The 25,024-nt window shown below is 33.2% G+C and carries 19 protein-coding genes and 1 pseudogene; 17 read left to right on the forward strand and 3 right to left on the reverse strand.

Going from position 1 to position 25,024, the window contains the following annotated elements; translation table 11 throughout:
• The first annotated feature begins 3 nt into the window (after positions 1–3).
• From cap8M to wecB, 4 genes are all read left to right on the forward strand, one after another.
• Positions 4–561, forward strand: a complete 558-nt coding sequence (gene cap8M / locus ML436_00580) for a type 8 capsular polysaccharide synthesis protein Cap8M (protein ID UMT78287.1) — start codon at positions 4–6, stop codon at positions 559–561.
• Positions 561–1,448 carry an NAD-dependent epimerase/dehydratase family protein gene (locus tag ML436_00585; GenBank protein UMT78288.1) on the forward strand — a complete coding sequence of 296 codons (888 nt, stop codon included), beginning with the start codon at positions 561–563 and terminating at the stop codon, positions 1,446–1,448. Before cap8M ends, ML436_00585 begins: the two co-directional genes overlap by 1 nt.
• 54 nt (positions 1,449–1,502) lie before the next feature.
• On the forward strand, positions 1,503–2,774 hold the full coding sequence (locus ML436_00590; GenBank protein UMT78289.1) for a nucleotide sugar dehydrogenase: 1,272 nt from the start codon (positions 1,503–1,505) through the stop codon (positions 2,772–2,774).
• A 66-nt stretch (positions 2,775–2,840) separates the two neighbouring features.
• On the forward strand, positions 2,841–3,986 hold the full coding sequence (wecB, locus tag ML436_00595) for a UDP-N-acetylglucosamine 2-epimerase (non-hydrolyzing) (protein ID UMT78290.1): 1,146 nt from the start codon (positions 2,841–2,843) through the stop codon (positions 3,984–3,986).
• A gap of 56 nt (positions 3,987–4,042) precedes the next feature.
• Here wecB and isdI read toward each other — a convergent pair whose 3' ends face one another.
• The gene (isdI, locus tag ML436_00600) at positions 4,043–4,369 is read right to left on the reverse strand and encodes a staphylobilin-forming heme oxygenase IsdI (protein UMT78291.1); all 327 of its coding nucleotides are present in this window, start codon (positions 4,367–4,369) and stop codon (positions 4,043–4,045) included.
• 6 nt (positions 4,370–4,375) lie between these two features.
• Complete coding sequence (locus ML436_00605; GenBank protein ID UMT78292.1) at positions 4,376–4,759, reverse strand: YbaN family protein; 384 nt, start codon at positions 4,757–4,759, stop codon at positions 4,376–4,378.
• A 423-nt stretch (positions 4,760–5,182) separates the two neighbouring features.
• On the opposite strand from ML436_00605, the gene ML436_00610 reads away from it, so the two are divergent.
• Together ML436_00610 and ML436_00615 are read left to right on the forward strand one after the other, a co-directional pair.
• Positions 5,183–6,670 carry an aldehyde dehydrogenase family protein gene (locus ML436_00610; protein UMT78293.1) on the forward strand — a complete coding sequence of 496 codons (1,488 nt, stop codon included), beginning with the start codon at positions 5,183–5,185 and terminating at the stop codon, positions 6,668–6,670.
• A 522-nt stretch (positions 6,671–7,192) separates the two neighbouring features.
• Positions 7,193–8,152, forward strand: coding sequence for a cation diffusion facilitator family transporter (locus tag ML436_00615; protein ID UMT78294.1), 960 nt, complete (start codon positions 7,193–7,195; stop codon positions 8,150–8,152).
• Between the two features lie 51 nt (positions 8,153–8,203).
• Here ML436_00615 and ML436_00620 read toward each other — a convergent pair whose 3' ends face one another.
• Positions 8,204–8,407: a hypothetical protein gene (locus tag ML436_00620; protein ID UMT78295.1), complete on the reverse strand. Its 204-nt coding sequence runs from the start codon at positions 8,405–8,407 to the stop codon at positions 8,204–8,206.
• Between the two features lie 178 nt (positions 8,408–8,585).
• On the opposite strand from ML436_00620, the gene ML436_00625 reads away from it, so the two are divergent.
• The 11 genes and pseudogenes from ML436_00625 (at position 8,586) to ML436_00675 (ending at position 24,831) form a co-directional block, all read left to right on the forward strand.
• Positions 8,586–9,098 (forward strand): DUF4242 domain-containing protein, encoded by a 513-nt coding sequence (locus tag ML436_00625; GenBank protein ID UMT78296.1) that lies wholly within the window; start codon positions 8,586–8,588, stop codon positions 9,096–9,098.
• A gap of 322 nt (positions 9,099–9,420) precedes the next feature.
• Entirely contained in the window at positions 9,421–10,161 is a 741-nt protein-coding gene (locus tag ML436_00630) for an ABC transporter ATP-binding protein (protein UMT78297.1), read from the forward strand.
• A 13-nt stretch (positions 10,162–10,174) separates the two neighbouring features.
• Positions 10,175–11,146, forward strand: coding sequence for an ABC transporter substrate-binding protein (locus ML436_00635; protein ID UMT78298.1), 972 nt, complete (start codon positions 10,175–10,177; stop codon positions 11,144–11,146).
• Positions 11,143–11,904: an ABC transporter permease gene (locus ML436_00640; protein ID UMT78299.1), complete on the forward strand. Its 762-nt coding sequence runs from the start codon at positions 11,143–11,145 to the stop codon at positions 11,902–11,904. Before ML436_00635 ends, ML436_00640 begins: the two co-directional genes overlap by 4 nt.
• Before the next feature lie 12 nt (positions 11,905–11,916).
• Complete coding sequence (locus tag ML436_00645; protein ID UMT78300.1) at positions 11,917–12,948, forward strand: acyl-CoA dehydrogenase; 1,032 nt, start codon at positions 11,917–11,919, stop codon at positions 12,946–12,948.
• A gap of 216 nt (positions 12,949–13,164) precedes the next feature.
• Complete coding sequence (locus tag ML436_00650; GenBank protein ID UMT78301.1) at positions 13,165–13,524, forward strand: DUF2294 domain-containing protein; 360 nt, start codon at positions 13,165–13,167, stop codon at positions 13,522–13,524.
• A 172-nt stretch (positions 13,525–13,696) separates the two neighbouring features.
• On the forward strand, positions 13,697–14,722 hold the full coding sequence (locus ML436_00655) for an NAD-dependent formate dehydrogenase (protein UMT78302.1): 1,026 nt from the start codon (positions 13,697–13,699) through the stop codon (positions 14,720–14,722).
• Between the two features lie 387 nt (positions 14,723–15,109).
• A complete protein-coding gene (locus ML436_00660; protein UMT78303.1) occupies positions 15,110–16,360 on the forward strand; it encodes an MFS transporter in 1,251 nt (416 codons plus the stop codon).
• 1,769 nt (positions 16,361–18,129) lie between these two features.
• Positions 18,130–20,970, forward strand: a pseudogene (locus tag ML436_00665) (amino acid adenylation domain-containing protein).
• A gap of 234 nt (positions 20,971–21,204) precedes the next feature.
• On the forward strand, positions 21,205–24,174 hold the full coding sequence (locus ML436_00670; protein ID UMT79457.1) for a thioester reductase domain-containing protein: 2,970 nt from the start codon (positions 21,205–21,207) through the stop codon (positions 24,172–24,174).
• Positions 24,175–24,186: 12 nt separating this feature from the next.
• Entirely contained in the window at positions 24,187–24,831 is a 645-nt protein-coding gene (locus tag ML436_00675) for a 4'-phosphopantetheinyl transferase superfamily protein (GenBank protein ID UMT78304.1), read from the forward strand.
• The last annotated feature ends 193 nt before the right edge of the window (positions 24,832–25,024 follow it).

A 25,024-nucleotide genomic window follows, 5' to 3' on the forward strand; every position in this document is an offset into this window, starting at 1 on the left:
ATTATGAAGCGATTATTCGATGTAGTAAGTTCAATTTACGGTTTAGTAGTATTAAGTCCGATTCTTTTAGTTATAGCATTACTGATAAAAATTGAATCACCGGGACCAGCCATTTTCAAACAAAAAAGACCGACTGTTAATAATAAACTTTTTAATATTTATAAGTTCAGATCTATGAAAATAGACACGCCAAACGTTGCAACAGATTTAATGGATTCTACTTCATATATTACAAAAACAGGTAAAGTCATTCGTAAGACATCTATAGATGAATTACCTCAATTATTGAATGTTTTAAAGGGTGAAATGTCGATTGTAGGTCCGAGACCAGCACTTTATAACCAATACGAGTTAATAGAAAAGCGTACAAAAGCGAATGTGCATACGATAAGACCAGGTGTGACCGGCTTAGCTCAAGTGATGGGAAGAGATGATATTACTGATGATCAAAAAGTAGCCTATGATCGTTATTATTTAACACATCAATCCATGATGCTTGATATGTATATCATTTATAAAACGGTTAAGAATATTATTACTTCAGAAGGTGTGCATCACTAATGAGAAAAAATATTTTAATTACAGGTATGCATGGCTACATTGGAAATGCACTGAAAAATAAGCTTATTGAACAAGGACATCGAGTGGATCAAATTAATGTTAGGAATCAATTATGGAAGTCGACATCGTTCAAAGATTATGATGTTTTAGTTCATACAGCAGCTTTAGTTCACAATAATACACCAAAAGCGCGACTATCAGATTATATGCAAGTGAATATGTTGCTTACGAAACAATTAGCACAAAAGGCAAAAGATGAAGGCATCAAGCAATTTATTTTTATGAGTACGATGGCTGTCTATGGTAAAGATGGTAATGTTGGGAAAATAGATGAAATCGGCACACAAACACCTATAAGACCAACGACGAATTACGGTATTTCCAAAATGTTTGCTGAACAAACATTGCAAGAGATGGTGAGTGATACATTTAACGTTGCAATTGTGAGACCACCAATGATTTATGGTCCACATTGCCCAGGAAATTTCCAACGCTTAATGAGGTTATCGCAATTATTACCAATCATTCCTAATATTAAAAATCAGCGTAGTGCTTTATATATTAAACACCTGACAGCGTTTATTGATCAATTAATATCACTAGAAGTGACCGGAGTATATCACCCGCAAGACAGTTTTTATTTTGATACATCAGCGGTAATGCATGAAATACGTCGCCAATCACATCGTAAAACAGTATTGATCCACATGCCTTCAATGCTAAATAAGTATTTTAATAAGTTGTCGATCTTTAGAAAATTATTTGGCAATTTAACCTACAGTAACACGTTATATGAAAACAATAATGCATTAGAAATTATCCCTGGAAAAATGTCACTTGTTATTGCGGACATCATGGATGAAACGACAACCAAAGATAAGGCATAAGTCATCTATTAAATGGAATAAACATACAAATAGTTTTTATTTGGAGGTTATAGTATGAAATTAGCAGTAGTTGGCTTAGGTTATATCGGTTTACCAACATCAATTATGTTTGCAAAGCATGGCGTCGATGTGCTTGGTGTTGATATAAATCAGCAAACGATTGATAAGTTACAAAGCGGTCAAATTAGTATTGAAGAACCAGGGTTGCAAGAAGTTTATGAAGATGTACTTGCATCAGGTAAATTAAAAGTATCCACAACACCTGAAGCATCTGATGTATTTATCATTGCGGTACCGACACCGAACAATAATGATCAATACAAATCATGTGATATTTCACTTGTAATGGCTGCACTCGACAGTATTTTACCATTTTTAGAAAAAGGAAATACTATTATTGTTGAATCGACAATTGCCCCAAAAACAATGGATGATTTTGTAAAACCAGTTATTGAAAATTTAGGATTCATAATAGGTGAGGATATTTATTTAGTCCATTGTCCAGAACGTGTATTGCCAGGAAAAATTTTAGAAGAATTGGTTCATAATAACCGTATTATTGGTGGTGTGACTAAAGCTTGTATTGAAGCGGGTAAACGTGTCTATCGCACATTCGTTCAGGGAGAAATGATTGAAACAGATGCACGTACTGCTGAAATGAGTAAGCTAATGGAAAACACATACCGAGATGTCAATATAGCTTTAGCGAATGAGTTAACTAAAATATGTAATAACTTAAATATTAATGTGTTGGATGTTATTGAAATGGCTAATAAACATCCACGTGTTAATATCCATCAACCTGGTCCAGGTGTAGGTGGTCATTGTTTGGCAGTAGATCCTTACTTTATAATTGCTAAAGACCCTGAAAATGCAACGCTCATCCAAACTGGGCGTGAAATTAATAATTCAATGCCGGCCTATGTTGTTGATAAAGCGAAAGAAATGCTTAAAGTACTTAACGGTAATAAAGTTGCAGTCTTTGGTTTAACATATAAAGGTGATGTAGATGATATTAGAGAATCACCAGCATTTGATATTTATCAATTGCTATTGCAAGAGAGCGATATCGAAGTAAGTGCTTATGATCCACATGTTGAATTAGATTTCGTTGAACATGAAATGGCACGTGCTGTTTCAGATGCATCGTTAGTACTAATTTTAAGTGATCATTCAGAATTTAAACATTTAACAGATAATGATTTTAAAGGAATGAAACATAAAGTGATTTTTGATACTAAGGATGTTGTAAAATCTTCATTTAAAGATGTATCATATTATAATTATGGAAATATATTTGATTTTATGGACAAACACATTTTATAAAATAAAGGCTCGAATCATTAAAAGCGATCAGTTGCCACGTGTTTGAATCTCAGAGAGGATAATAATATGAAGAAAATTATGGTTATTTTCGGAACTCGACCCGAAGCAATTAAAATGGCACCTTTAGTAAAAGAAATTGATCATAATGCGCAACTTGAAGCGAATATTGTGATTACAGCACAACACCGAGATATGTTAGATAGCGTACTAAATATATTTGATATTCAAGCTGATCATGATTTAAACATTATGAAAGACCAACAGACATTAGCGAGTCTTACTGCGAATACGCTCGCTAAGCTCGACGATATCATTAACGTAGAAAAGCCAGATATGGTTTTAGTTCATGGTGATACAACTACGACATTTGTAGGTAGTTTGGCGGCATTTTACCATCAAATTCCTGTTGGACATGTTGAAGCGGGACTACGCACACATCAGAAATATTCACCGTTTCCTGAAGAATTAAATCGTGTCATGGTAAGCAATATTGCAGAATTGAATTTTGCGCCAACGGTGATTGCTGCTGAAAATTTACTTTTTGAAAATAAAGATAAAAACAGTATCTTTATTACTGGAAATACAGTTATTGACGCATTGTCAACAACAGTACGTGATGATTTCGTTTCGAAAATTATTAATAAACATAAGGGTAAGAAAGTTATTTTATTAACAGCCCATCGTCGTGAAAATATTGGAGAACCGATGCATCGCATTTTTAAAGCAGTGAGAGATTTGGCAGATGAATATGAAGATGTGGTCTTTATTTATCCAATGCATCGAAATCCAAAGGTTAGAGCAATTGCTGAGCAATATTTGTCAAATAGAAATCGTATTGAATTGATTGAACCGTTAGATGCGATTGAGTTCCATAATTTTACAAACCAATCATATCTCGTGTTAACAGATTCGGGTGGTATTCAAGAAGAAGCTCCGACGTTTGGAAAGCCTGTGTTAGTGCTAAGGAATCACACTGAGCGTCCGGAAGGTGTTAAAGCGGGGACGTCAAAAGTAATTGGTACTGATTATGACAATATTGTTCGAAATGTGAAGCAACTCATAGAAGATGATGAAGCATATCGACGTATGAGCCAAGCGAACAATCCATATGGTGATGGGCAAGCATCACGACGTATTTGTGAAGCTATCGAATATTATTTTGGGTTACGTTCGGACAAGCCTGATGAATTCATACCATTAAAAAATAAATAATTAAAATATCCCCTAATCATGAAGCTGATGTACATGACTAGGGGATTTTTATATGCTTATTTTTGATAGTGATACCCGATATCATAAGTGAAAACTTTATTTGATAAAATTGGGCTTTTTTCTGCATCATGATCACTTTTTAAACGCACATTTTTATGAGCCTCTTTAAACACATCTGAATTTAACCAATTGTTAAAACTCTCTTCAGATTCCCAAATAGTCAAGATTTTAACTTCATCCGTGTCTTCAGTATTTAATGTTTTAGTGACAAACATTTGTTGGAATCCTTCAATTGTTTCGATACCTTGTCTATTGTAAAAGCGTGCAATCGTTTCTTCTGCACTACCTTTTTCTAACTGTAATCTATTTTCTGCCATAAACATAGATAATCACTCCTCTATTTTATTATTTGATTGTGGTAATGTTTTTACAAATGTGAACAGAACGACTGTTTGAATGACAACCATAATGATTAGTCCTATGCGTACTGCCAAAACATCCACCATATAAATTGAAAAACCAATCACAATGTATAAGCTAATTAAAATTTTTATTTTCTGCGGTAACGTATAACCGCGGTGTAAGTAAAAGTTTTCAACATATTCTTTATAAATTTTTTGGTTAATAAGCCAATTGTAAAAACGATCCGAACTTCGTGCAAAACAAAAAACTGCTACGAGTAAGAAAGGTGTCGTTGGCAATAATGGTAAAACAGCACCAGCAATACCAAGTGCAGTAAATATTAGGCCAATGACGATTAATATAAGTCGCATTGTAAAAACTCCATTCTAATACTAATGCGCATGTTATATCGTTATATCAATATAAATCATGCTAGATGTAATATGTATGACAAGCGCAATGCGTAAGTAAATCGAAATCTTGGATTGTTTTTATCTTATTCATGCATTTTAAGTGCGACTTTCATAACAATTCAGTTGAATAATGAGAATCTTTCTTAAGTAGTATAGTTATATTATGAGTTTTATTTTTGAAAAGTGCAATATATTTTCGATAATATAATCAGTTTTTGTGGTTAAATAAGACGAAGTTTTTAAAAGTTGAAGTATCCGTGAGCTGATTATTTTATAAAATGTAAACGCTTACTATATAATGTGAATCATATCGTTTAAAATCATTATTATATATGATGCTGAATGATTTATTTTATAGCCTATAAACAAAGGAGAGATAATATGGCAGTAAACGTTCGAGATTACATAGCAGAGAATTATGGTTTATTTATCAATGGGGAATTTGTTAAAGGTAGCAGTGACGAAACAATCGAAGTGACTAATCCAGCAACTGGAGAAACTCTATCACATATTACGAGAGCAAAAGATAAAGATGTTGATGCTGCAGTCAAAGTAGCACAAGAGGCATTTGAATCATGGTCATTGACATCAAAAACAGAACGAGCGCACATGTTACGTGACATTGGTGATAAATTAATGGCGCAAAAAGATAAAATTGCAATGATTGAAACATTAAATAATGGTAAACCGATTCGTGAGACAACAGCAATTGATATTCCACTTGCGGCAAGACATTTTCATTATTTCGCAAGTGTTATTGAAACAGAAGAAGGTACAGTGAATGATATCGATAAAGACACAATGAGTATCGTAAGACATGAACCAATTGGAGTTGTAGGTGCAGTTGTTGCTTGGAACTTCCCAATGTTATTAGCTGCATGGAAGATTGCACCTGCTATTGCTGCAGGTAATACGATTGTGATACAACCTTCATCTTCGACACCATTAAGTTTATTGGAAGTTGCAAAAATCTTCCAAGAAGTATTACCAAAAGGTGTTGTTAATATACTAACTGGTAAAGGATCAGAGTCAGGTAATGCGATATTTAATCATGAAGGTGTGGATAAATTATCATTTACTGGTTCAACTGATGTGGGATATCAAGTTGCAGAAGCTGCAGCGAAACATTTGGTTCCTGCTACATTAGAACTTGGAGGTAAGAGTGCCAACATTATTTTAGATGATGCTAATTTAGACTTAGCAGTTGAAGGTATTCAATTAGGTATTTTATTCAACCAAGGTGAAGTATGTAGTGCAGGCTCTCGATTATTAGTTCATGAAAAAATTTATGATCAATTGGTGCCACGTTTACAAGAGGCATTTTCGAATATTAAAGTCGGTGATCCACAAGATGAATCTACACAAATGGGTAGTCAAACTGGTAAGGATCAATTAGATAAAATTCAATCATATATTGATGTAGCAAAAGAATCAGATGCACAAATATTAGCAGGAGGTCATCGTCTAACAGAAAATGGATTAGATAAAGGTTTCTTCTTTGAACCAACGTTAATTGCTGTGCCAGATAACCATCACAAGTTAGCTCAAGAAGAGATATTTGGACCAGTGTTAACAGTCATTAAAGTAAAAGATGATCAAGAGGCAATAGAAATCGCTAATGACTCAGAGTATGGTTTGGCTGGTGGTGTATTCTCTCAAAATATTACACGTGCATTAAATATTGCGAAGGCCGTACGTACAGGACGTATTTGGATTAACACTTATAACCAAGTACCAGAAGGCGCACCATTTGGTGGTTATAAAAAATCAGGTATTGGTCGAGAAACATATAAAGGTGCGTTAAGCAATTATCAACAAGTTAAAAATATTTATATTGATACAAGTAACGCTTTAAAAGGTTTGTACTAGAGTAAATATAGTTTTTGAAACGTGTTCTTAGGTCAGTCTAGCGGTAGGTCTTAATACTTACCGAGGCGATTAAGATTTTAATTAGAATGACGTAATACATGGGAATACGTGTAATGATGTTAGTATATAATGACAAAAATAACAGCAGTAGGATGTTTTTAATTACAAATCATCTTACTGCTGTTTTTAATTGTATTATTTTTTGCATTACGTTTATTTGATTGAAAAGGGGTTATAGTTTTTGTCATTTTTGTGTAAATAGCTTAATACTCTCGGCAGTTTCATATATATTCTATATGATAGGGATAAAGGAACGAGACGTTAAGTGGTAAAAGATTTTGTGAAAGTAATATTACATCACGTTATAAAGGGTAAATATAAATGAACTATCATGTCATAAAATAGTTATTTTATAAAACGTGTTTATTCACGAGAATGCTATTATTTTTATAAAACTATAAATATTTACTTTCGAAATTAATTTTATTGAATATGGTGCTTTATTTAGGAGGGGAAAATTAGATGAATAAAAGGGAGAAAATTGCATTAAACAGATACAAATATTTCCATCATGTTGATCATCAAAAAATTCAACAAAGTTCTAAAAGGACATTATGGGCATCACTGATTATTACATTGTTATTTACAGTGATTGAATTTGTTGGAGGATTAGTGTCAAATTCATTGGCATTACTTTCTGATTCATTTCATATGTTAAGTGATGTATTAGCGCTAGGTTTATCGATGCTAGCAATTTATTTTGCAAGTAAGAAACCGACCGCACGCTATACATTTGGATTTTTGAGATTTGAGATATTAGCAGCATTTTTAAATGGTTTAGCATTGATTGTAATATCAATTTGGATTTTATATGAGGCGATTGTGCGCATTATTTATCCACAACAAATCGAAAGTGGCATTATGTTTATCATAGCTAGTATTGGTCTGCTGGTTAATGTTATTTTGACTATAATTTTAGTAAGGTCTTTAAAACAAGAAGACAATATTAATATTCAAAGTGCACTATGGCATTTTATGGGAGACTTGTTAAACTCTATTGGTGTCATCTTAGCGGTAGTATTGATTCATTTTACTGGTTGGCGCATCATTGACCCAATCATTAGTATTGTGATTTCAATCATAATTTTGCGTGGTGGTTATAAAATTACGCGCAATGCTTGGCTAATTCTAATGGAAAGTGTACCTAAACATTTAAATACTGATGAAATCATTGAAGATATAATTAGTATCGATGGTATTTTAGATGTACACGAGTTTCATTTGTGGAGTATTACCACAGAACATTACTCATTAAGCGCTCATGTTGTGTTAGATAGAAATTATGATGTTGATGATTATCAAGCTATTGATCAAGTTTCAACGCTGCTTGAAGAAAAATATGGCATTGCACATTCAACATTGCAAATTGAAAACTTACAACTAAACCCATTAGATGAACCATACTTTGATAAATTAAAATAATTAAACAACATGCGCTGTGCCAGAATAATTTTAGCACAGCGCATGGTTTGTTTATGTTGCGTCACCTAAATCATTTTCATCAATCTCTTTAATGTCATCCACTTCTAAAATGACGTCTTTAGGTTTCAGAATATGAATATGTTTTTCGTCATCTGTATGTAAAATACGTTCTATGATGTATCGTTGACCGGCCATTGTTTCCACAGCAATCTTTCTATTTCTTGCTAAACTTGCTACGACAGATTCTTTATCCATAATGATAGCCCCCTATATATATGTTTATTTAGTTATACCCTAACATTATTTTTATACTCTTTGAAATTATGTTTCTTGAAATTTTATCTAAATATTTAAAAAAATAGTTTAATATCCTTGTAATCTGATATGAATTATAGTAATATTTTTTCAACCATTGTTATAGGAGGTCTTATTAATGACATTATTTTTACTGGAAGCCAATCATCATGATTTTGCATCATCGAAAGAAGAACTGGAAGCAAAGGCAGCATCGTTATCTACGAAAGCAATACCAACTTTAATTGAAGTACAAGCTACTGAAAATTTAACTCATGGATATTTTATTGTAGAAGCAAATGATGAATCAGAAGCTAAACAATTTTTAACAGACGTAGGTATCAGTATTCAATTAGTGAAAGAAGTACGTTTAGTTGGAAAGGATTTAGACGAAGTTAAAAATGGAGATGCACATGTCGATTACCTTGTAACTTGGAATATTCCTGATGGCATTACTATGGATCAATATTTAGCGCGTAAAAAGAAAAATTCTGTTCATTATGAAGAAGTACCAGAAGTAGAATTTAAACGTACATATGTATGTGAAGATATGTCTAAATGTATTTGTTTATATAATGCACCTGATGAAGAAGCGGTGCGTCGTGCGCGTAAAGCAGTAGATACACCAATCGATGGCATCGAAAAACTTTAATAAGACTACAAGTTGATGTTTGTCATCAAATTTGAGTATTTAGTACCGATGAACGTGAGTTGTTTCAATGATAGGTATCATTAACGGAATACAACATTTGTTTATAGAGGTATTGAAGTAAATATTTTTTCTAATCTAGTATAGGACTGCTATTTTTCTAAAGATAATTTATAAAAGTGGTAAGGAATAAGAAGTAACGAACACGATATCAATAATCATCTTTAGTTATAACAATTTACGATATAAGGGCTGTGTTAAGCATAGCCCTTTAGATATACACTTAATTCTTATTAAAATAGTAGGAATTATAAGGGGGATTGTCATGATTAAAATACAGCAATTACAACATCATTTCGGTACACATCAAGTCATACATAACTTTAATTTAGATATTAGCAAAGGGGAAATAATCTCATTTATAGGAAAAAGTGGTTGTGGTAAGTCTACCTTACTTAATATTATTGGTGGATTTATTCAACCATCGTCAGGACAAGTCGTGATTAATGATCAAGTAAAGCGACACCCATCGCCAGATTGTTTGATGTTATTCCAACATCATAATTTGCTACCTTGGAAGACGATTAATGACAATATTAGGATGGGTTTACATAAAAAAATCACTGATACAGATATCAATGAACAACTTAAATTAGTTGATTTAGATGGAAAAGGTAAGCATTTTCCGGAGCAATTATCTGGTGGTATGAAACAACGCGTAGCACTGTGTCGTGCTCATGTACATCAGCCTAACGTCATATTAATGGATGAGCCATTAGGCGCATTAGATGCATTTACACGATATAAATTGCAGGATCAGCTAGTGCAATTAAAACATCAAACAAAAGCCACTATCATTCTTGTAACCCACGATATTGATGAAGCAATTTATCTTTCTGATCGAATTGTTTTATTAGGGGAAGGCTGTCATATTATTTCTCAATATGAAATGACAACATCACATCCCCGTAATCGTAATGATAGTCATTTGCTTAAAATTCGGCATGATATTATGGAAACATTTGCCTTGAATCATCACCAAGTTGAACCTGAATACTATTTATAAGGAGTGAAAAACGATGAAAAAAATTATCACAATCGTTATCATTGGATTCCTTATACTTTCAGGCTGTGACTGGCAAAGGACGTCTAAAGAGTCGTCTAAAAAGTCGCAAAATCAGCAAGTAATTAAAATAGGATATTTGCCGATTACACATTCAGCGAATTTGATGATGACTAAAAAATTACTATCGCAATCGAGCCATCCTAAATACAAACTTGAATTAGTAAAATTTAATAATTGGCCAGATTTAATGGATGCATTAAATAGTGGTCGTATAGATGGTGCTTCGACTTTAATAGAACTTGCTATGAAGTCAAAACAAAAGGGATCAAATATAAAAGCTGTGGCATTAGGCCATCATGAAGGTAATGTCATTATGGGACAAAAAGGTATGCATTTGAGTGAATTTAATAATAATGATGACTATCATTTTGGCATACCTCACCGCTATTCAACGCATTATCTTTTACTAGAAGAATTACGAAAGCAATTAAAGATTCAATCTGGTCATTTTAGCTATCATGAAATGTCACCAGCAGAAATGCCAGCAGCTCTAAGTGAACATCGAATTACTGGATACGCTGTAGCTGAACCGTTTGGTGCTCTCGGTGAAAAGTTAGGAAAAGGTAAAACTTTAAAACATGGTGATGATATTATTCCGGATGCATATTGTTGTGTACTAGTGCTTAGAGGTGAACTTCTACAGCAACACAGAAATGTTGCACAAGCATTTATAGATGATTATAAAAAATCTGGATTTAAAATGAACGATAAAAAGCAAAGTGTTGATGTCATGACACATCATTTTAAACAAAGCCGTGACGTTTTAACACAATCAGCCGAGTGGACATCATATGGTGACTTAACTATTAAACCATCAGGCTATCAAGAAATTTCGAAATTGGTAAGACAGCATCAATTATTTAACCCACCTTCATATGATGACTTTGTTGAACCATCACTGTATAAGGAGGCATCACGTTCATGACACGTCTCACAATAAATAAAATATTACTACCAATTATCACATTTATTATTTTCTTAGGCATATGGGAACTAGTTATTATCATAGGACACTACCAACCAGTATTGCTCCCTGGTCCAGCGCTTGTAGGAAAAAGTATTTGGACATTCATTGTTACTGGAGAGATTTTTCAACATTTGGTTATTAGTTTATGGCGATTTGTTGCAGGCTTTGTTGTCGCACTAATCGTTGCTATTCCAGTAGGGTTTCTACTTGGAAGAAATCACTGGTTTTACAATGCAGTAGAACCACTATTTCATTTGATTAGAACAATATCACCGATAGCATGGGCGCCATTTGTTGTCCTATGGTTTGGCATTGGAAGTTTACCAGCGATAGCAATTATTTTTATAGCAGCCTTTTTCCCAATTGTTTTTAACACAATTAAAGGTATAAGAGATATTGAGCCTCAATATTTGAAAATAGCTACTAATTTAAATTTAACTGGGTGGTCGCTATACCGGAACATTTTATTTCCTGGGGCATTCAAACAGATTATGGCTGGTATACATATGGCCGTTGGAACAAGTTGGATATTTTTAGTTTCTGGTGAAATGATAGGAGCGCAATCAGGTCTAGGATTTTTAATTGTAGATGCACGAAATATGTTGAATTTAGAAGATGTATTAGCAGCAATCTTCTTTATAGGTCTATTTGGCTTTATAATAGACCGTTTAATTAGTTATATTGAGCAATTTATACTGAAAAGATTTGGAGAATAAGGAGAGATAATGATGACTTTAGAAACATTAATCAAAGAACAGTTGAATCCATATTTAGAAGAAATTGATGCTGGCACATATTATCCGAAGGCGTTTATTCAAAAATTATTTATAGATGGATATTTTAGTGAAGCATCACTTAGAAAAAATGCTGAAGTAATCGAAGCGGTATCGCAGTCTTGTTTGACAACAGGCTTTTGCTTATGGTGCCAGTTGGCCTTTTCTACTTATTTACAAAATGCGCCACAGCCACATTTAAATAAAGACTTACAAGTACAATTGTTATCTGGAGAAGTGTTAGGTGCTACCGGGTTGTCTAATCCAATGAAATCCTTTAATGATTTAGAAAAATTAAACTTAGAGCATTCATATGTCGATGGGCAACTAGTTGTTAGTGGACGTATGCCGGCTGTTAGTAATATCCAAGAAGATCATTACTTTGGTGCGATTTCGAAGCATCAATCATCAGATGAATTTGTCATGTTTATATTACGAGCAAATCAAGAAGGTATCACACTCGTAGAGAAAACAAACTTTTTAGGAGTCAATGGTTCAGCTACATATCAAATTACGCTAAATCAAGTGGTGGTACCACAATCTCAGATTATAACGCATGATGCAAAACAGTTTGCTGCAACTATTCGACCACAATTTATTGCATACCAAATTCCAATAGGATTAGGATCAATCAAGAGTTCATTAGATTTAATCGATGCATTTTCTAATGCGCAAAATGGTATCAATCAATATTTAGAATACGATGTTGAAGATTTTAAAAAGCGTTATCATCAACTTAGAGAGGCATTTTATGCATTATTAGAAGATGGCAATTTAGATGACCATTTAAGTGAACTAATATCATTGAAGAAGGACATTGGTTATTTATTGTTGGATGTAAACCAAGCTTCTGTTGTTAATGGTGGCTCAAGAGCATATACGCTGTATTCCCCACAAGTACGTAAATTAAAAGAAGGCTTTTTCTTTGCTGCATTAACGCCGACATTAAGACATTTAGGTAAACTTGAAGAATCATTGAAGGGGTAAGTGTGATAAGCTGATTTGTTGTTTAGCTGCGTTTGTTGAAACATTTTTTAAAATAATATAAATCTTAGTTTATAAACATTTTCCGTTAATTTGATATATCCTTTTAACTTAAAAAATATACATTTCGTAATAATAATAATCGTTATCATTGAAAAAGTGTTAATAAGGTGTATAATGAAAATGTGAACAATTAATGAACTTCTTATTTTAAAGAAGGTGAATACAATAGATACGCAGACTAAAGAACAACAATTCTCGAATCTAGTGAGATCTTATCGTAAAGAATACGTGGGTAAAGGACCCAATAGTATTCGAGTGTCGTTTAAAGATAATTGGGCGATTGCGCATATGACAGGTGTCTTGAGTAAAGTTGAAAGTTTTTACTTAAACGACAAACGCAATGAATCGATGCTACATTATACACGCACAGAGAAGATTAAACAGATGTATAAAGAAATAGATGTTAATGAGATGGAAAGTCTTGTAGGCGCTAAATTTGTAAAATTATTTACAGATATTGATTTGAATGATGATGAAGTCATTTCGATATTTGTTTTCGATAAGTCAATAGAATAAGTGTTGCTGGTGTAAGGTACGCGGTGCTGTTTGCTAACTTCGCTTTGAATTTAACAACAATTCAAGGGGGTGGAATGTCAAACGGTGCCGTTTTTTTGTCGCATTTTTAAAACAAGCAACATGCAACACGTACTTTAAGGAAGTCAAAATTTATCATTTAGGAGAGATGGATATGAAAATCGTAGCGTTATTTCCAGAAGCAGTAGAAGGTCAAGACAATCAATTACTTAATACTAAAAAAGCATTAGGATTAAAATCATTTTTAGAGGAAAGAGGACATGAGTTCATTATATTAGCAGATAATGGTGAAGACTTAGATAAACATTTACCAGATATGGATGTGATTATTAGTGCACCATTTTATCCTGCATATATGACTCGTGAACGTATTGAAAAAGCACCGAACTTGAAATTAGCAATTACAGCAGGTGTAGGATCTGACCATGTAGATTTAGCGGCAGCAAGTGAACACAACATTGGTGTCGTTGAAGTTACAGGAAGTAATACAGTTAGTGTGGCAGAACATGCGGTTATGGATTTATTAATACTTCTTAGAAACTATGAAGAAGGTCATCGTCAATCAGTAGAGGGTGAATGGAACTTGTCTCAAGTAGGTAATCATGCGCATGAATTACAACACAAAACAATTGGTATTTTTGGATTTGGACGAATTGGACAACTTGTTGCTGAAAGATTAGCACCATTTAATGTGACATTACAACACTATGATCCAATCAATCAACAAGACCATAAACTGTCTAAATTTGTAAGCTTTGATGAACTTGTTTCAACAAGTGATGCGATTACAATTCATGCACCATTAACACCAGAAACTGATAACTTATTTGATAAAGATGTTTTAAGTCGTATGAAAAAACACAGTTATTTAGTGAATACTGCACGTGGTAAAATTGTAAATCGTGATGCTTTAGTTGAAGCGTTAGCATCTGAGCATTTACAAGGATATGCTGGTGATGTTTGGTATCCACAACCTGCACCTGCTGATCATCCATGGAGAACAATGCCTAGAAATGCTATGACAGTTCACTATTCAGGTATGACTTTAGAAGCACAAAAACGTATTGAAGATGGAGTTAAAGATATTTTAGATCGTTTCTTCAATCATGAACCTTTCCAAGATAAAGATATTATTGTTGCAAGTGGTCGTATTGCTAGTAAAAGTTATACAGCTAAATAGAATAAGGATGCTGGGCTAGTGATTAACGCTTTCAATTTTATATAAATGAATTATATAAGTACTACTGCTGTTATAAAGATGGCAGTAGTTTTTTTATGATTACATCTAAGTATAGTCACGGCTATGTTAGGACAATGATTTAACATTTACGCACATATGTGTTCACTTACGCAAATATTGATAAATTTCACTCATTTAGAATAATATATAATCATATAGCACTAAATTTTTGAGGAGCTATATGCAAGAATTTTTTAAAGTCGATGCATTTATTTATTAAATAAATTTGCCATAATTAAAAAATTCTTTGCTTCAACGTATGATTGAATAATAGATTTCATATAAATGTTAATGTGTATATAGATGGGGATTGGAGTGTAGTTTTCAATGAAACGCTTAAGTATGACTTTGAAAGTACGATTGATTAGTAATTTTTTACAGCTGATTATTACGACGGCATTCATACCGTTTATAGCATTGTATTTAACAGACATGTTAAGTCAATCAATTGTTGGCATATACCTTGTTGGTTTAGTAGTTCTAAAATTTCCATTGTCCATTATATCTGGTTATCTTATTGAGATATTTCCGAAAAAGTTGCTAGTACTTATTTATCAGGCGACGATGGTTATTATGCTTGTGTTAATGGGCATGTTTGGATCTCATCAGTTGTGGCAAATCATTGGCTTTTGCGTTGCATATGCCATATTTACAATTGTTTGGGGATTACAATTTCCAGTTATGGACACATTAATTATGGATGCAATTACCGAAGACGTGGAACATTATATTTATAAGCTTAGCTACTGGATTACGAACTTATCGGTAGCTATTGGGGCATTGTTAGGCGGTTTGATGTATGGCTATAACATGTTACTACTTTTTTTAATAGCGGCTTGTATATTTTTAATTGTACTGATTATTTTATATATTTGGTTACCTCAAGACCGAGAGCAAGTAAGGCGAAGTGATGACTACAGACATGTAAGTAGTTATCAAAACTTACAAATTATGAAAATATTTCGTAGTTATAAATTAGTTTTAAAAGACCGTAATTACATGTTATTGATTTCGGGATTCAGTATCATCATGATGGGTGAATTTTCAATTTCTTCATACATTGCTATTAGACTAAAGGATCAGTTTGAAACAATAAGCATAGGTTCATATGAAATTACTGGTGCTAAGATGTTAGCAATCTTGCTAATGATTAATACGGTCGGCGTCATTTTACTCACGTATTTTATCTCGAAAGTTGTATTGAAAATAGATTTTAAAATAGCTTTAATAACAGGTTTATTGATTTATATTGTCGGCTATAGTGGTCTAACTTATCTTAATCAGTTTGGCTTATTACTAGTCTTTATGATAGTCGCAACTGTAGGTGAAATTATTTATTCACCTATAGTTTCAGAACAACGTTTTAAAATTATTCCTAAAGCTAAAAGGGGGACTTATAGTGCTGTTAATGCATTAGGTATTCATATATCAGAAACACTAGCTAGGTTAGGGATTGTGTTGGGTGCTTTCTTAACATCATTACAAATGGGACTGTATATGTTTATAGTGTTAACAATTGGTGCTATCATGCTCGTTGCTGGTATATCCGGGGGACAAAAACAATCGAATACAGATTGAATTTACTTAAATATTTATTTTATACATTTGTTTATATTGAAAACCTATTAATTAGGTCGTGATTAAAATGGAGATAAATTTATTAAGAATTTGTTAAAATTTAGCGATAACAATTGTTTTATGCGAGTTGTTTGTTTAATATAAACTTGCTTCATGGATATTTTGTAACAACAGTACTGAAGATAATGAATGATATTAATAAATGATAGTTATTGAGTAAAAATAAAGTATTACTTATCGTAATGTATGTAATTTACATTTAAAATGTTCGGTGATTGATACGGGCGATGTATTTTAAGGGTAGAGATATATCGCTACTGACCTGATATCACAAATGATGTTCTGTAATAATCATCATTTAACGAGATAAGTAGTACTACCATTCATTAACATATCATCATTCAATTTCAGTATAGATTGGGTATTATGATATGAAAGAAGGACTTTATATGATTATGGGTAACATGAAATTTCAACAAGAATATTTTAGAATATACAGCAATCATACAGAATCAACGACACACCGTAATACGTATTGGGTTAAACTTGCTACAAATGTTGATACTCAGCAAATGATGCATGCACTATCGAAAGTTGTGCAACAACATCCATCTTTAAGACAATGTATTAATGCTAATGTCAATAATGACTATACAATGACGCTTCATGAATTTTTACCTTTTATTGAAATACAACAAGTTCCATTTTCTTCTACAAATTATGATTTAGACTCTTATTTTAAGCAAAAATTAAATAGATTCCATTATAATGGCATGCCGTTATTTAAATTTAAATTGTTTCAGTTTACTGATGCAACTTTTATATTATTAGATTTTCATGTGACAATCTTTGATGATAGTCATCTTGATATGTTTCTGAGTGAAATGAGTAATGCATATCGTGATATCAATTCTTTAAACTATACGAAACATAAATCACATTTAAGTGATGAGCAAAAAGATAAGTGCACACACAATCAAGATGAATCTCATATACAATCAGACTGTTTTCGGCTAGAGAATAATAGTGAAGTATATAAAGAGAGTTATTTTCCAATCAAGTTCACCTATGAGCAACCAATGTATAAACAATATTTGATTGATGATATGTCATCAGTCGACATTAAATCATTGGCTGTGAGTGTATATTTAGCCAATCATATTATAAGTCAGCAACATGATGTGACTTTAGGTATGCACATACCTCCGAGGTTTCCTAGTAGCGAAGATTTATTAACGTTACATGGTAGTGTAGTACCCTTAACTTTAAAAATTGATAATCAAGAAACATGTCATCATGTTGTATCTGAATTTGGTAATATTGTTTTTAAAAATGCCAACACATTACAATCCGCAAAGACATCACTTTCGTTAGAAACTATTTTTCACTGTTACCATCAAACAGTGACGTATTGTAATGATGTCGTTATGGATATTCATCAATTACACGACACACATACAAGTTTAGCTGATATTGAAATTTTCCCCAATGAGTATGGTTATAAAATTATTTATAACAGTGAGGCGTATGATTTGTTATCAATAGAAACGCTAAGTAACTTAATGAAAAATATTTATGTTCAAATAAGCAGAAATAAGAAAATGACAATTGGTGAACTCAATTTGATGACTGAGAATGATATGAAAATATATGATTCAATCAATTTAAACATATCAGCTATAGACAATAAGCACACAGTTGTTGATTTGTTTGAACGTCAAGTTGAAGCAACACCGAATCATATTGCTGTTAAATTTGAAGGGAAAGCAATGACTTATCAAACTTTAAATGCACGTGCCAATGATTTAGCTAGGCGCTTAAGGTTGCATTATAATGTTAAACCTAATGATAGAATTGCTATCATTGCTAATCGGAGCATTGAAATGATTGTCGCAATGTTAGGAGTTTTAAAAGCGGGTGGTGCATATGTGCCCATAGATTCTGATTATCCAGATGAACGCCAATCATATATTTTAAATGATGCAATGCCAAAAGTTGTTATAACATATCAAGTATCATATAAAAATAGTAAACAAAATATTGCTCACATAGAATTAGAACAGGTCAATTGGCAATATGCTGATAATCTTCCGAGATGTAATACGAATGAGAATCATGCTTATGTCATTTATACTTCCGGCACAACAGGTAAGCCTAAGGGGACATTGATTCCGCATCGTGGGATTGTTCGCTTAGTTCATAGAAATCATTATGTACCATTAAATGAAGCAACGACGGTGCTACTGTCAGGTACGATTGCTTTTGATGCTGCAACCTTTGAAATATATGGTGCATTGTTAAATGGCGGTACTATCATCGTAACTACTAAAGAGCAATTGTTGAATCCAATGGCATTGGGACGGCTGATTAAAGAAAATGATGTTAATACAATGTGGTTAACTTCTTCGTTATATAACTAAATTGCTAGTGAACGTATCGAAATATTGGAACCGTTGAGTTACTTATTAATCGGTGGTGAAGTTTTAAATGCTAAGTGGGTAAACTTGTTAAATCAAAGATTGAAACATCCTCAAATTATTAATGGGTATGGTCCTACAGAAAATACGACATTTACGACAACTTATGCTATACCGAGTGAAGTTCCAAGACGTATTCCAATTGGTAAACCTATTATCGGTACGCATGTCTACGTTATGCAAGGTCATCGATGTTGTGGAGTAGGTGTTCCTGGAGAGCTATGTATAGGAGGTCTTGGTTTAGCAACAGGCTATTTAAATCAGCCGGAAATGACCGCAGATAAATTTATCATGAATGCCAAAAATCATCAATTGATGTATAAAAGTGGTGACATTGTACGTTTATTACCAGATGGGAATATCGATTATTTATATCGAATGGATAAGCAAGTTAAGATTCGTGGATTTAGAATTGAGTTATCTGAAATAGAACGTGCACTTGAGCATATACAAGGTATAAATAAAGCGGCGGTTATTGTTCAAACACATGACCAAGAAGACTATATTGTGGCCTATTATGAGGGCATGCATGTATTGTCTAATAATAAGATTAAGGCACAATTACGTAGAACGTTGCCAGAATATATGATACCTGTTAATTTCCTGCGTATTGAACAAATTCCAATTACGATTAATGGAAAGATAGATAAAAAATCTTTACCTAAGGTGGACGTCGTTGATATGGGTACTTATGTACCTCCTAGTACTGATATGGAACATATGATGTGCCAAATTTTCGAAGATATTTTAAATGTGCAACAAGTCGGAATACATGATAACTTTTTTGAATTAGGTGGACATTCACTAAAAGCAACATTAGTAGTAAATCGTATAGAGGAATATACTGGTAAACGGTTGAAAATTAGTGATTTGTTACAAACACCAACTGTATTTGAATTAGCACAAGCTATTTCGACAATTCATGAACAAAGATATGAATCGATTCCTATAGCGGTGAATAAAGAGGACTACGTCTTGAGTTCTACGCAACAACGCATGTATTTATTATGGCAAGCAAATCAAAAAGATACTGTGTATAACGTACCGTTTTTATGGCGTTTGTCATCGGATCTTAATGTGGCACAATTACGACATGCAATACATCAACTAATAGCACGACATGAGATTTTACGGACGAAATATATAGTTGTAGATGATGAAGTTAGACAGCGTATTGAAAAAGATGTTGAAGTTGACTTTGAAGAGGTTAATACTCATTTTACAGATGAACAACAAATCATGCGTCAGTATATAGAACCTTTTAATTTAGAAAAGCCAAGTCAAATTCGAATTAGATATATTCGAAGTCCGTTGCATTCATATTTATTTATTGATACACATCACATTATCAATGATGGTATGAGTAATATTCAGCTAGTAAATGATCTTAATGCGCTTTACCAAAATAAAAAGTTGTCCCCACTTAAATTACAGTATAAAGACTATAGTGAATGGATGGCTCGACGTGATATGGAGCGACATAGACAATATTGGATAGCGCAATTTGAAGATGGTGTGCCTATTTTGAATATGCTTACTGATTATGTAAGACCTAATGTTAAAACAACAAATGGTGCGATGAGATCATTTTCATTGAGTAATACTACAAGATATCAGTTGCAACAATATGTAGAGGAGTATCAAGTTACTGATTTTATGTTCTTTATGAGTGTAGTAATGGTACTGTTAGGTAAATATGCACGAAAAGAGGACATTACAGTAGGTAGTGTCATGAGTGCACGTATGCATAGTGATACAGAGGGTATGTTAGGCATGTTTGCTAATACTTTAGTGTATCGAGGACAACCAGTGAAAGAGAAAATGTGGGCACAGTTTTTACAAGAAATTAAAGTGCTTAGTTTAGTAACGTATGAACATCAAGAATATCCATTTGACTGTCTTGTTGCAGATTTAGATCAAGCACATGATGCTTCTCGAAATCCATTATTTGATGTGATGTTAGTTTTACAAAATAATGAAACGAATCACTCACATTTTGGGCATAGTAAGTTAACACATATACCACCGAAATCAGTGACATCAAAATTCGATTTAGCCTTTATTATTGAAGAAGATTGTGATAATTATACTATCAATATTGAGTACAACAGCGATTTATATCGTTCGCAAACGATACAGTATATGGGCCAACAATTTATCGCTATGATTGAATATATTTTAGCGCATAATGATCCATTACAAATTAAAGATATACCGAATGATAACGCAGATTTATTGGATTGGGTTAATAAGCATGTTAACAATAGAACACTTGATGTCCCAGGAAATAAATCTATAATAGAATATTTTGATGAAGTTGAAGCACGACGTAGCAGTCATACGGCATTAGTAATGAATGATTTGACGATGTCATATGAAACTTTGCAGCATTATGTTAATAAAATTGCACGAATACTCACTTCAAAAGGTATTGTTCGAGGGCAACGCATAGCATTGTTAGCTGAACGAAGCTTTGAAATGATTGCAGCCATGCTAGCAGCCGTGAAGGTGGGTGCGTCATATGTACCGATTGATACTGATTGTCCGAAAAAGCGGCGTGAAACAATTTTAGAGGATGCTCAAATTGTAGCAGTCATGACTTATGGTGTGGATATTAATACGACATTACCTGTCATTGATTTAGAAAATGTTAAATGTCAACATCAACCGAGTGAAAATGATTATAGTGATAGAGTGAGTTGTGATCAAGATTATGAAATATGTACTGAAGGAGACGACAACCAAGACCGTTTAAAAGGGACCAATCAATATGGTCGTACATCCGACGAAGTGCGAGATAATCAATATAGTCATAATTCTGAGGGAATTCGAGATAATCAAGGTGAAGAAGCGCCTGACGTTCAAGATTGTAAAGTGACAGATAACCATAGTTGTGGCGAAATGATGTTGGATAACGAGATGTACGTAATCTATACATCTGGAACGACGGGTGTTCCTAAAGGTGTTGCTGTAAGTCAACGTAATTTATTGAATTTAGTATATGCATGGTCACACGAATTGCAATTACAAGATGCAGAAGTATTCCTGCAGCATGCAAATATAATTTTTGATGCATCAGTTATGGAAATATACTGTTGTCTGCTAAATGGTCACACACTTGTAATATCTAATAAAGCACAACGTGTTGATCCAGAACAATTACAGCAACTTATTACTAAACATCACATTACGGTTGCATCGATTCCTTTGCAAATGTGCAGTATGATGGGTGACTTTTATATTGAAAAATTAATTACTGGTGGTGCAACGAGTACGCCATCATTTGTGAACTATATTGAGCATCATTGTAGCACTTATTACAATGCATATGGACCATCGGAATCAACAGTCATTACATCGTATTGGTCACATCAATGTGCTGATAAAGTTCCTGAAACCATTCCAATTGGTAAACCATTATCAAATATTCAAGTTTATATCATGTCAGATGGATTATTATGTGGTGTTGGTATGCCTGGTGAATTGTGTGTCGCAGGAGATAGTTTGGCGCTAGGGTATATTAATCGCCCAGAGTTAACTGCTGATAAATGGCAAGATAATCCATTTGGTAAAGGAAAACTTTATCATAGTGGTGATTTAGCAAGATATACACCAGACGGACAGATTGAATTTTTAGGAAGAATAGATAAACAAGTGAAAGTGAATGGCTATCGTATTGAATTAGATGAAATTGAAAATACGATGCTTGCTATTCATGGTGTATCTGATTGTGTTGTAACAGTAAAGCACTTTGATACACATGATATATTAAATGCATATTATGTGGGCCAACCAAATATTGAGCAAGATGTGAAGCATCATTTATTGGAACATTTACCTAAGTATATGGTTCCAAAAACTGTCACTCATATTAATCATATGCCTTTAACAGCGAATGATAAAGTAGATAAGTCACAATTGCCAGAACCATCAATTTTACAACAAAATGGCAAGACGGATAGTGAAGCTGCTAATGAAACTGAACAAACATTTATAAATGTTTTTGAAACAGTGTTAAAGCAGAATCATATTGGTGTAGATGATGACTTTTTTGAACTAGGTGGAAATTCATTGGAAGCCATGCTCGTTGTTTCTCGTTTGAAAGCATTAGGACGTCATTTATCAATGCAAACTTTGTATCAGTATAAAACGGTAAAACGTATCGTTAAATATATGCATCAATGTCAACAAGTGGAAGTAACGTTGCCAAAAGATTATTCGGAATTACAACAAATGGTTGAATCTCATTATTGTATGGGTGTTTTTGAGCATAGTATGGAGCGAGGTACACTTGGAAATGTGCTGTTGACAGGTGCTACAGGATTTTTAGGTGCATACTTAATTGAAGCGCTTCAAGGATATAATAATCGTATTTATTGTTTTATACGTGCGGATGATAATGATGATGCACGGGATAAATTGCTGACGAATTTGAACTATTATTTTTCAGAAGAAACAGTTGAAAAAATGTTATCTAATATAGAGGTTATTGTAGGTGACCTTGAACATATGAACGAGGTATCATTGACGGAAACAATAGATACCATTATTCATGCAGGCGCCCGTACGAATCACTTTGGTGATGATACAGAATTTGAAAAAGTTAATGTTCAAGGTACTATTGACGTCATCCATATGGCACGTCAACATCAAGCGAAGTTAATTTATATATCAACGATAAGTGTGGGAACTTATTTTGATGTGGCTACTGAAGAAATAACGTTTTCAGAAGCGGATGTTTACAAAGGACAATTACTGACATCGCCTTATACACGAAGTAAATTTTACAGTGAGATAAAAGTATTAGAAGCTGTAAAAGATGGTCTCGATGGACGAATTATACGTGTTGGTAATTTGACAAGTCCTTATAAGGGACGATGGAACATGAGAAATATAAAAACAAATCGTTTTTCGATTGTAATGAATGACCTGTTACAACTAGATTGTTTAAGTGACGGTTTAGCTGAAACACCTGTTGATTTATCATTTGTGGATACGACGGCAAGGCAAATTGTTGCATTAGCAAAATTAAACATGTCACTGATTATTTATCATGTTTTATCACCACATAAAATGACGATGAAATCTCTGCTAGAAAATGTTAAGTGCAAAGAGATAAATATCGTCAGTGACAGGCATTTTGAGCAAATGTTACACAAACATCAAATGTACGAAACAATCGGCCTAACAAGTGTTGATATTGGACAACAACTTGCGACGATTGATGCAGAAAAGACGTTAAGCATAATGAAAGACATCGGTGAACAGTGGCCAACAATGACTAGCGATTGGCTTTGTCATTGGGCACAATATATCCAAACAATATTCAATAAGTAAGTAGGGAAAGTTATGACAGTATTTGTAATGCAATTACAGAGTAACTTGAAAAGTATTGAAGAATTAATATCACAAAGTCGTTGGTCATATAAAAAACCGCGAACAGTCAACTATAGATACAATCAAGATAAACTCATGCACAGATTGGGAGATATTTTACTGCAATACGGAATTCAACATGATACAGGTTTGTTACCGCATGAATGGCATTATCACATTTCTTCAAGAGGGAAGGCAGAGATCGTTCAACATCATAGCGATGGTCCATCTATTCATGTGAGCTTGTCGTATAGTTATCCTTATATTGTGTGCGTCGTAGATACACAACCGGTTGGAATTGATATCGAAAAAATTTCAGATCGCTTAGATTGGCGTACATTAGTAACGTGTTTTTCTACAAATGAAGCACACCAAATATGTAGTTTAAATGATTTTTACCAAATTTGGACGCAAAAAGAAAGTTTCACTAAGTTAATTGGCGAAGGATTAATCAAAGGATTGGATGTTTATGATATGACCCAGTCACACTTTTATCAAGCGCGTGAAGTGAAATTTAAGCAATTTATGTTTGATCGTTTTATGGTACAAGTATGCTTTATCGGACAAGCGCCTTGGGGTTATAAAAAATTATCTATTTTTCAATTGTTGAGTAGTTAAAAGCACGTCTAGCAGTAGCTCTTAGTAATAAGATTGAAGCTTATTACGCTAAATGAATTGCTGTTAGACGTTTTTAGGTATATCTTGAAAAATTAATAATAAAACTATCGAATTAAAGATGAAACAGGCATAGCGAAGTCATTGAATACGAACTAGTGTATTAATAGAGAACAGCAGTAAGATAATTTTCAAT

Source organism: Staphylococcus roterodami (assembly GCA_022493055.1).
In the GTDB taxonomy this organism is placed as follows: domain Bacteria; phylum Bacillota; class Bacilli; order Staphylococcales; family Staphylococcaceae; genus Staphylococcus; species Staphylococcus singaporensis.

Coding starts and splice junctions, on each gene's coding strand:
- cap8M (UMT78287.1), top strand. CDS start 4: ATGAAGCGATTATTCGATGTAGTAAGTTCAATTTACGGTTTAGTAGTA.
- ML436_00585 (UMT78288.1), top strand. CDS start 561: ATGAGAAAAAATATTTTAATTACAGGTATGCATGGCTACATTGGAAAT.
- ML436_00590 (UMT78289.1), top strand. CDS start 1,503: ATGAAATTAGCAGTAGTTGGCTTAGGTTATATCGGTTTACCAACATCA.
- wecB (UMT78290.1), top strand. CDS start 2,841: ATGAAGAAAATTATGGTTATTTTCGGAACTCGACCCGAAGCAATTAAA.
- isdI (UMT78291.1), bottom strand. CDS start 4,369: ATGTTTATGGCAGAAAATAGATTACAGTTAGAAAAAGGTAGTGCAGAA.
- ML436_00605 (UMT78292.1), bottom strand. CDS start 4,759: ATGCGACTTATATTAATCGTCATTGGCCTAATATTTACTGCACTTGGT.
- ML436_00610 (UMT78293.1), top strand. CDS start 5,183: ATGGCAGTAAACGTTCGAGATTACATAGCAGAGAATTATGGTTTATTT.
- ML436_00615 (UMT78294.1), top strand. CDS start 7,193: ATGAATAAAAGGGAGAAAATTGCATTAAACAGATACAAATATTTCCAT.
- ML436_00620 (UMT78295.1), bottom strand. CDS start 8,407: ATGGATAAAGAATCTGTCGTAGCAAGTTTAGCAAGAAATAGAAAGATT.
- ML436_00625 (UMT78296.1), top strand. CDS start 8,586: ATGACATTATTTTTACTGGAAGCCAATCATCATGATTTTGCATCATCG.
- ML436_00630 (UMT78297.1), top strand. CDS start 9,421: ATGATTAAAATACAGCAATTACAACATCATTTCGGTACACATCAAGTC.
- ML436_00635 (UMT78298.1), top strand. CDS start 10,175: ATGAAAAAAATTATCACAATCGTTATCATTGGATTCCTTATACTTTCA.
- ML436_00640 (UMT78299.1), top strand. CDS start 11,143: ATGACACGTCTCACAATAAATAAAATATTACTACCAATTATCACATTT.
- ML436_00645 (UMT78300.1), top strand. CDS start 11,917: ATGACTTTAGAAACATTAATCAAAGAACAGTTGAATCCATATTTAGAA.
- ML436_00655 (UMT78302.1), top strand. CDS start 13,697: ATGAAAATCGTAGCGTTATTTCCAGAAGCAGTAGAAGGTCAAGACAAT.
- ML436_00660 (UMT78303.1), top strand. CDS start 15,110: ATGAAACGCTTAAGTATGACTTTGAAAGTACGATTGATTAGTAATTTT.
- ML436_00670 (UMT79457.1), top strand. CDS start 21,205: ATGTCATATGAAACTTTGCAGCATTATGTTAATAAAATTGCACGAATA.
- ML436_00675 (UMT78304.1), top strand. CDS start 24,187: ATGACAGTATTTGTAATGCAATTACAGAGTAACTTGAAAAGTATTGAA.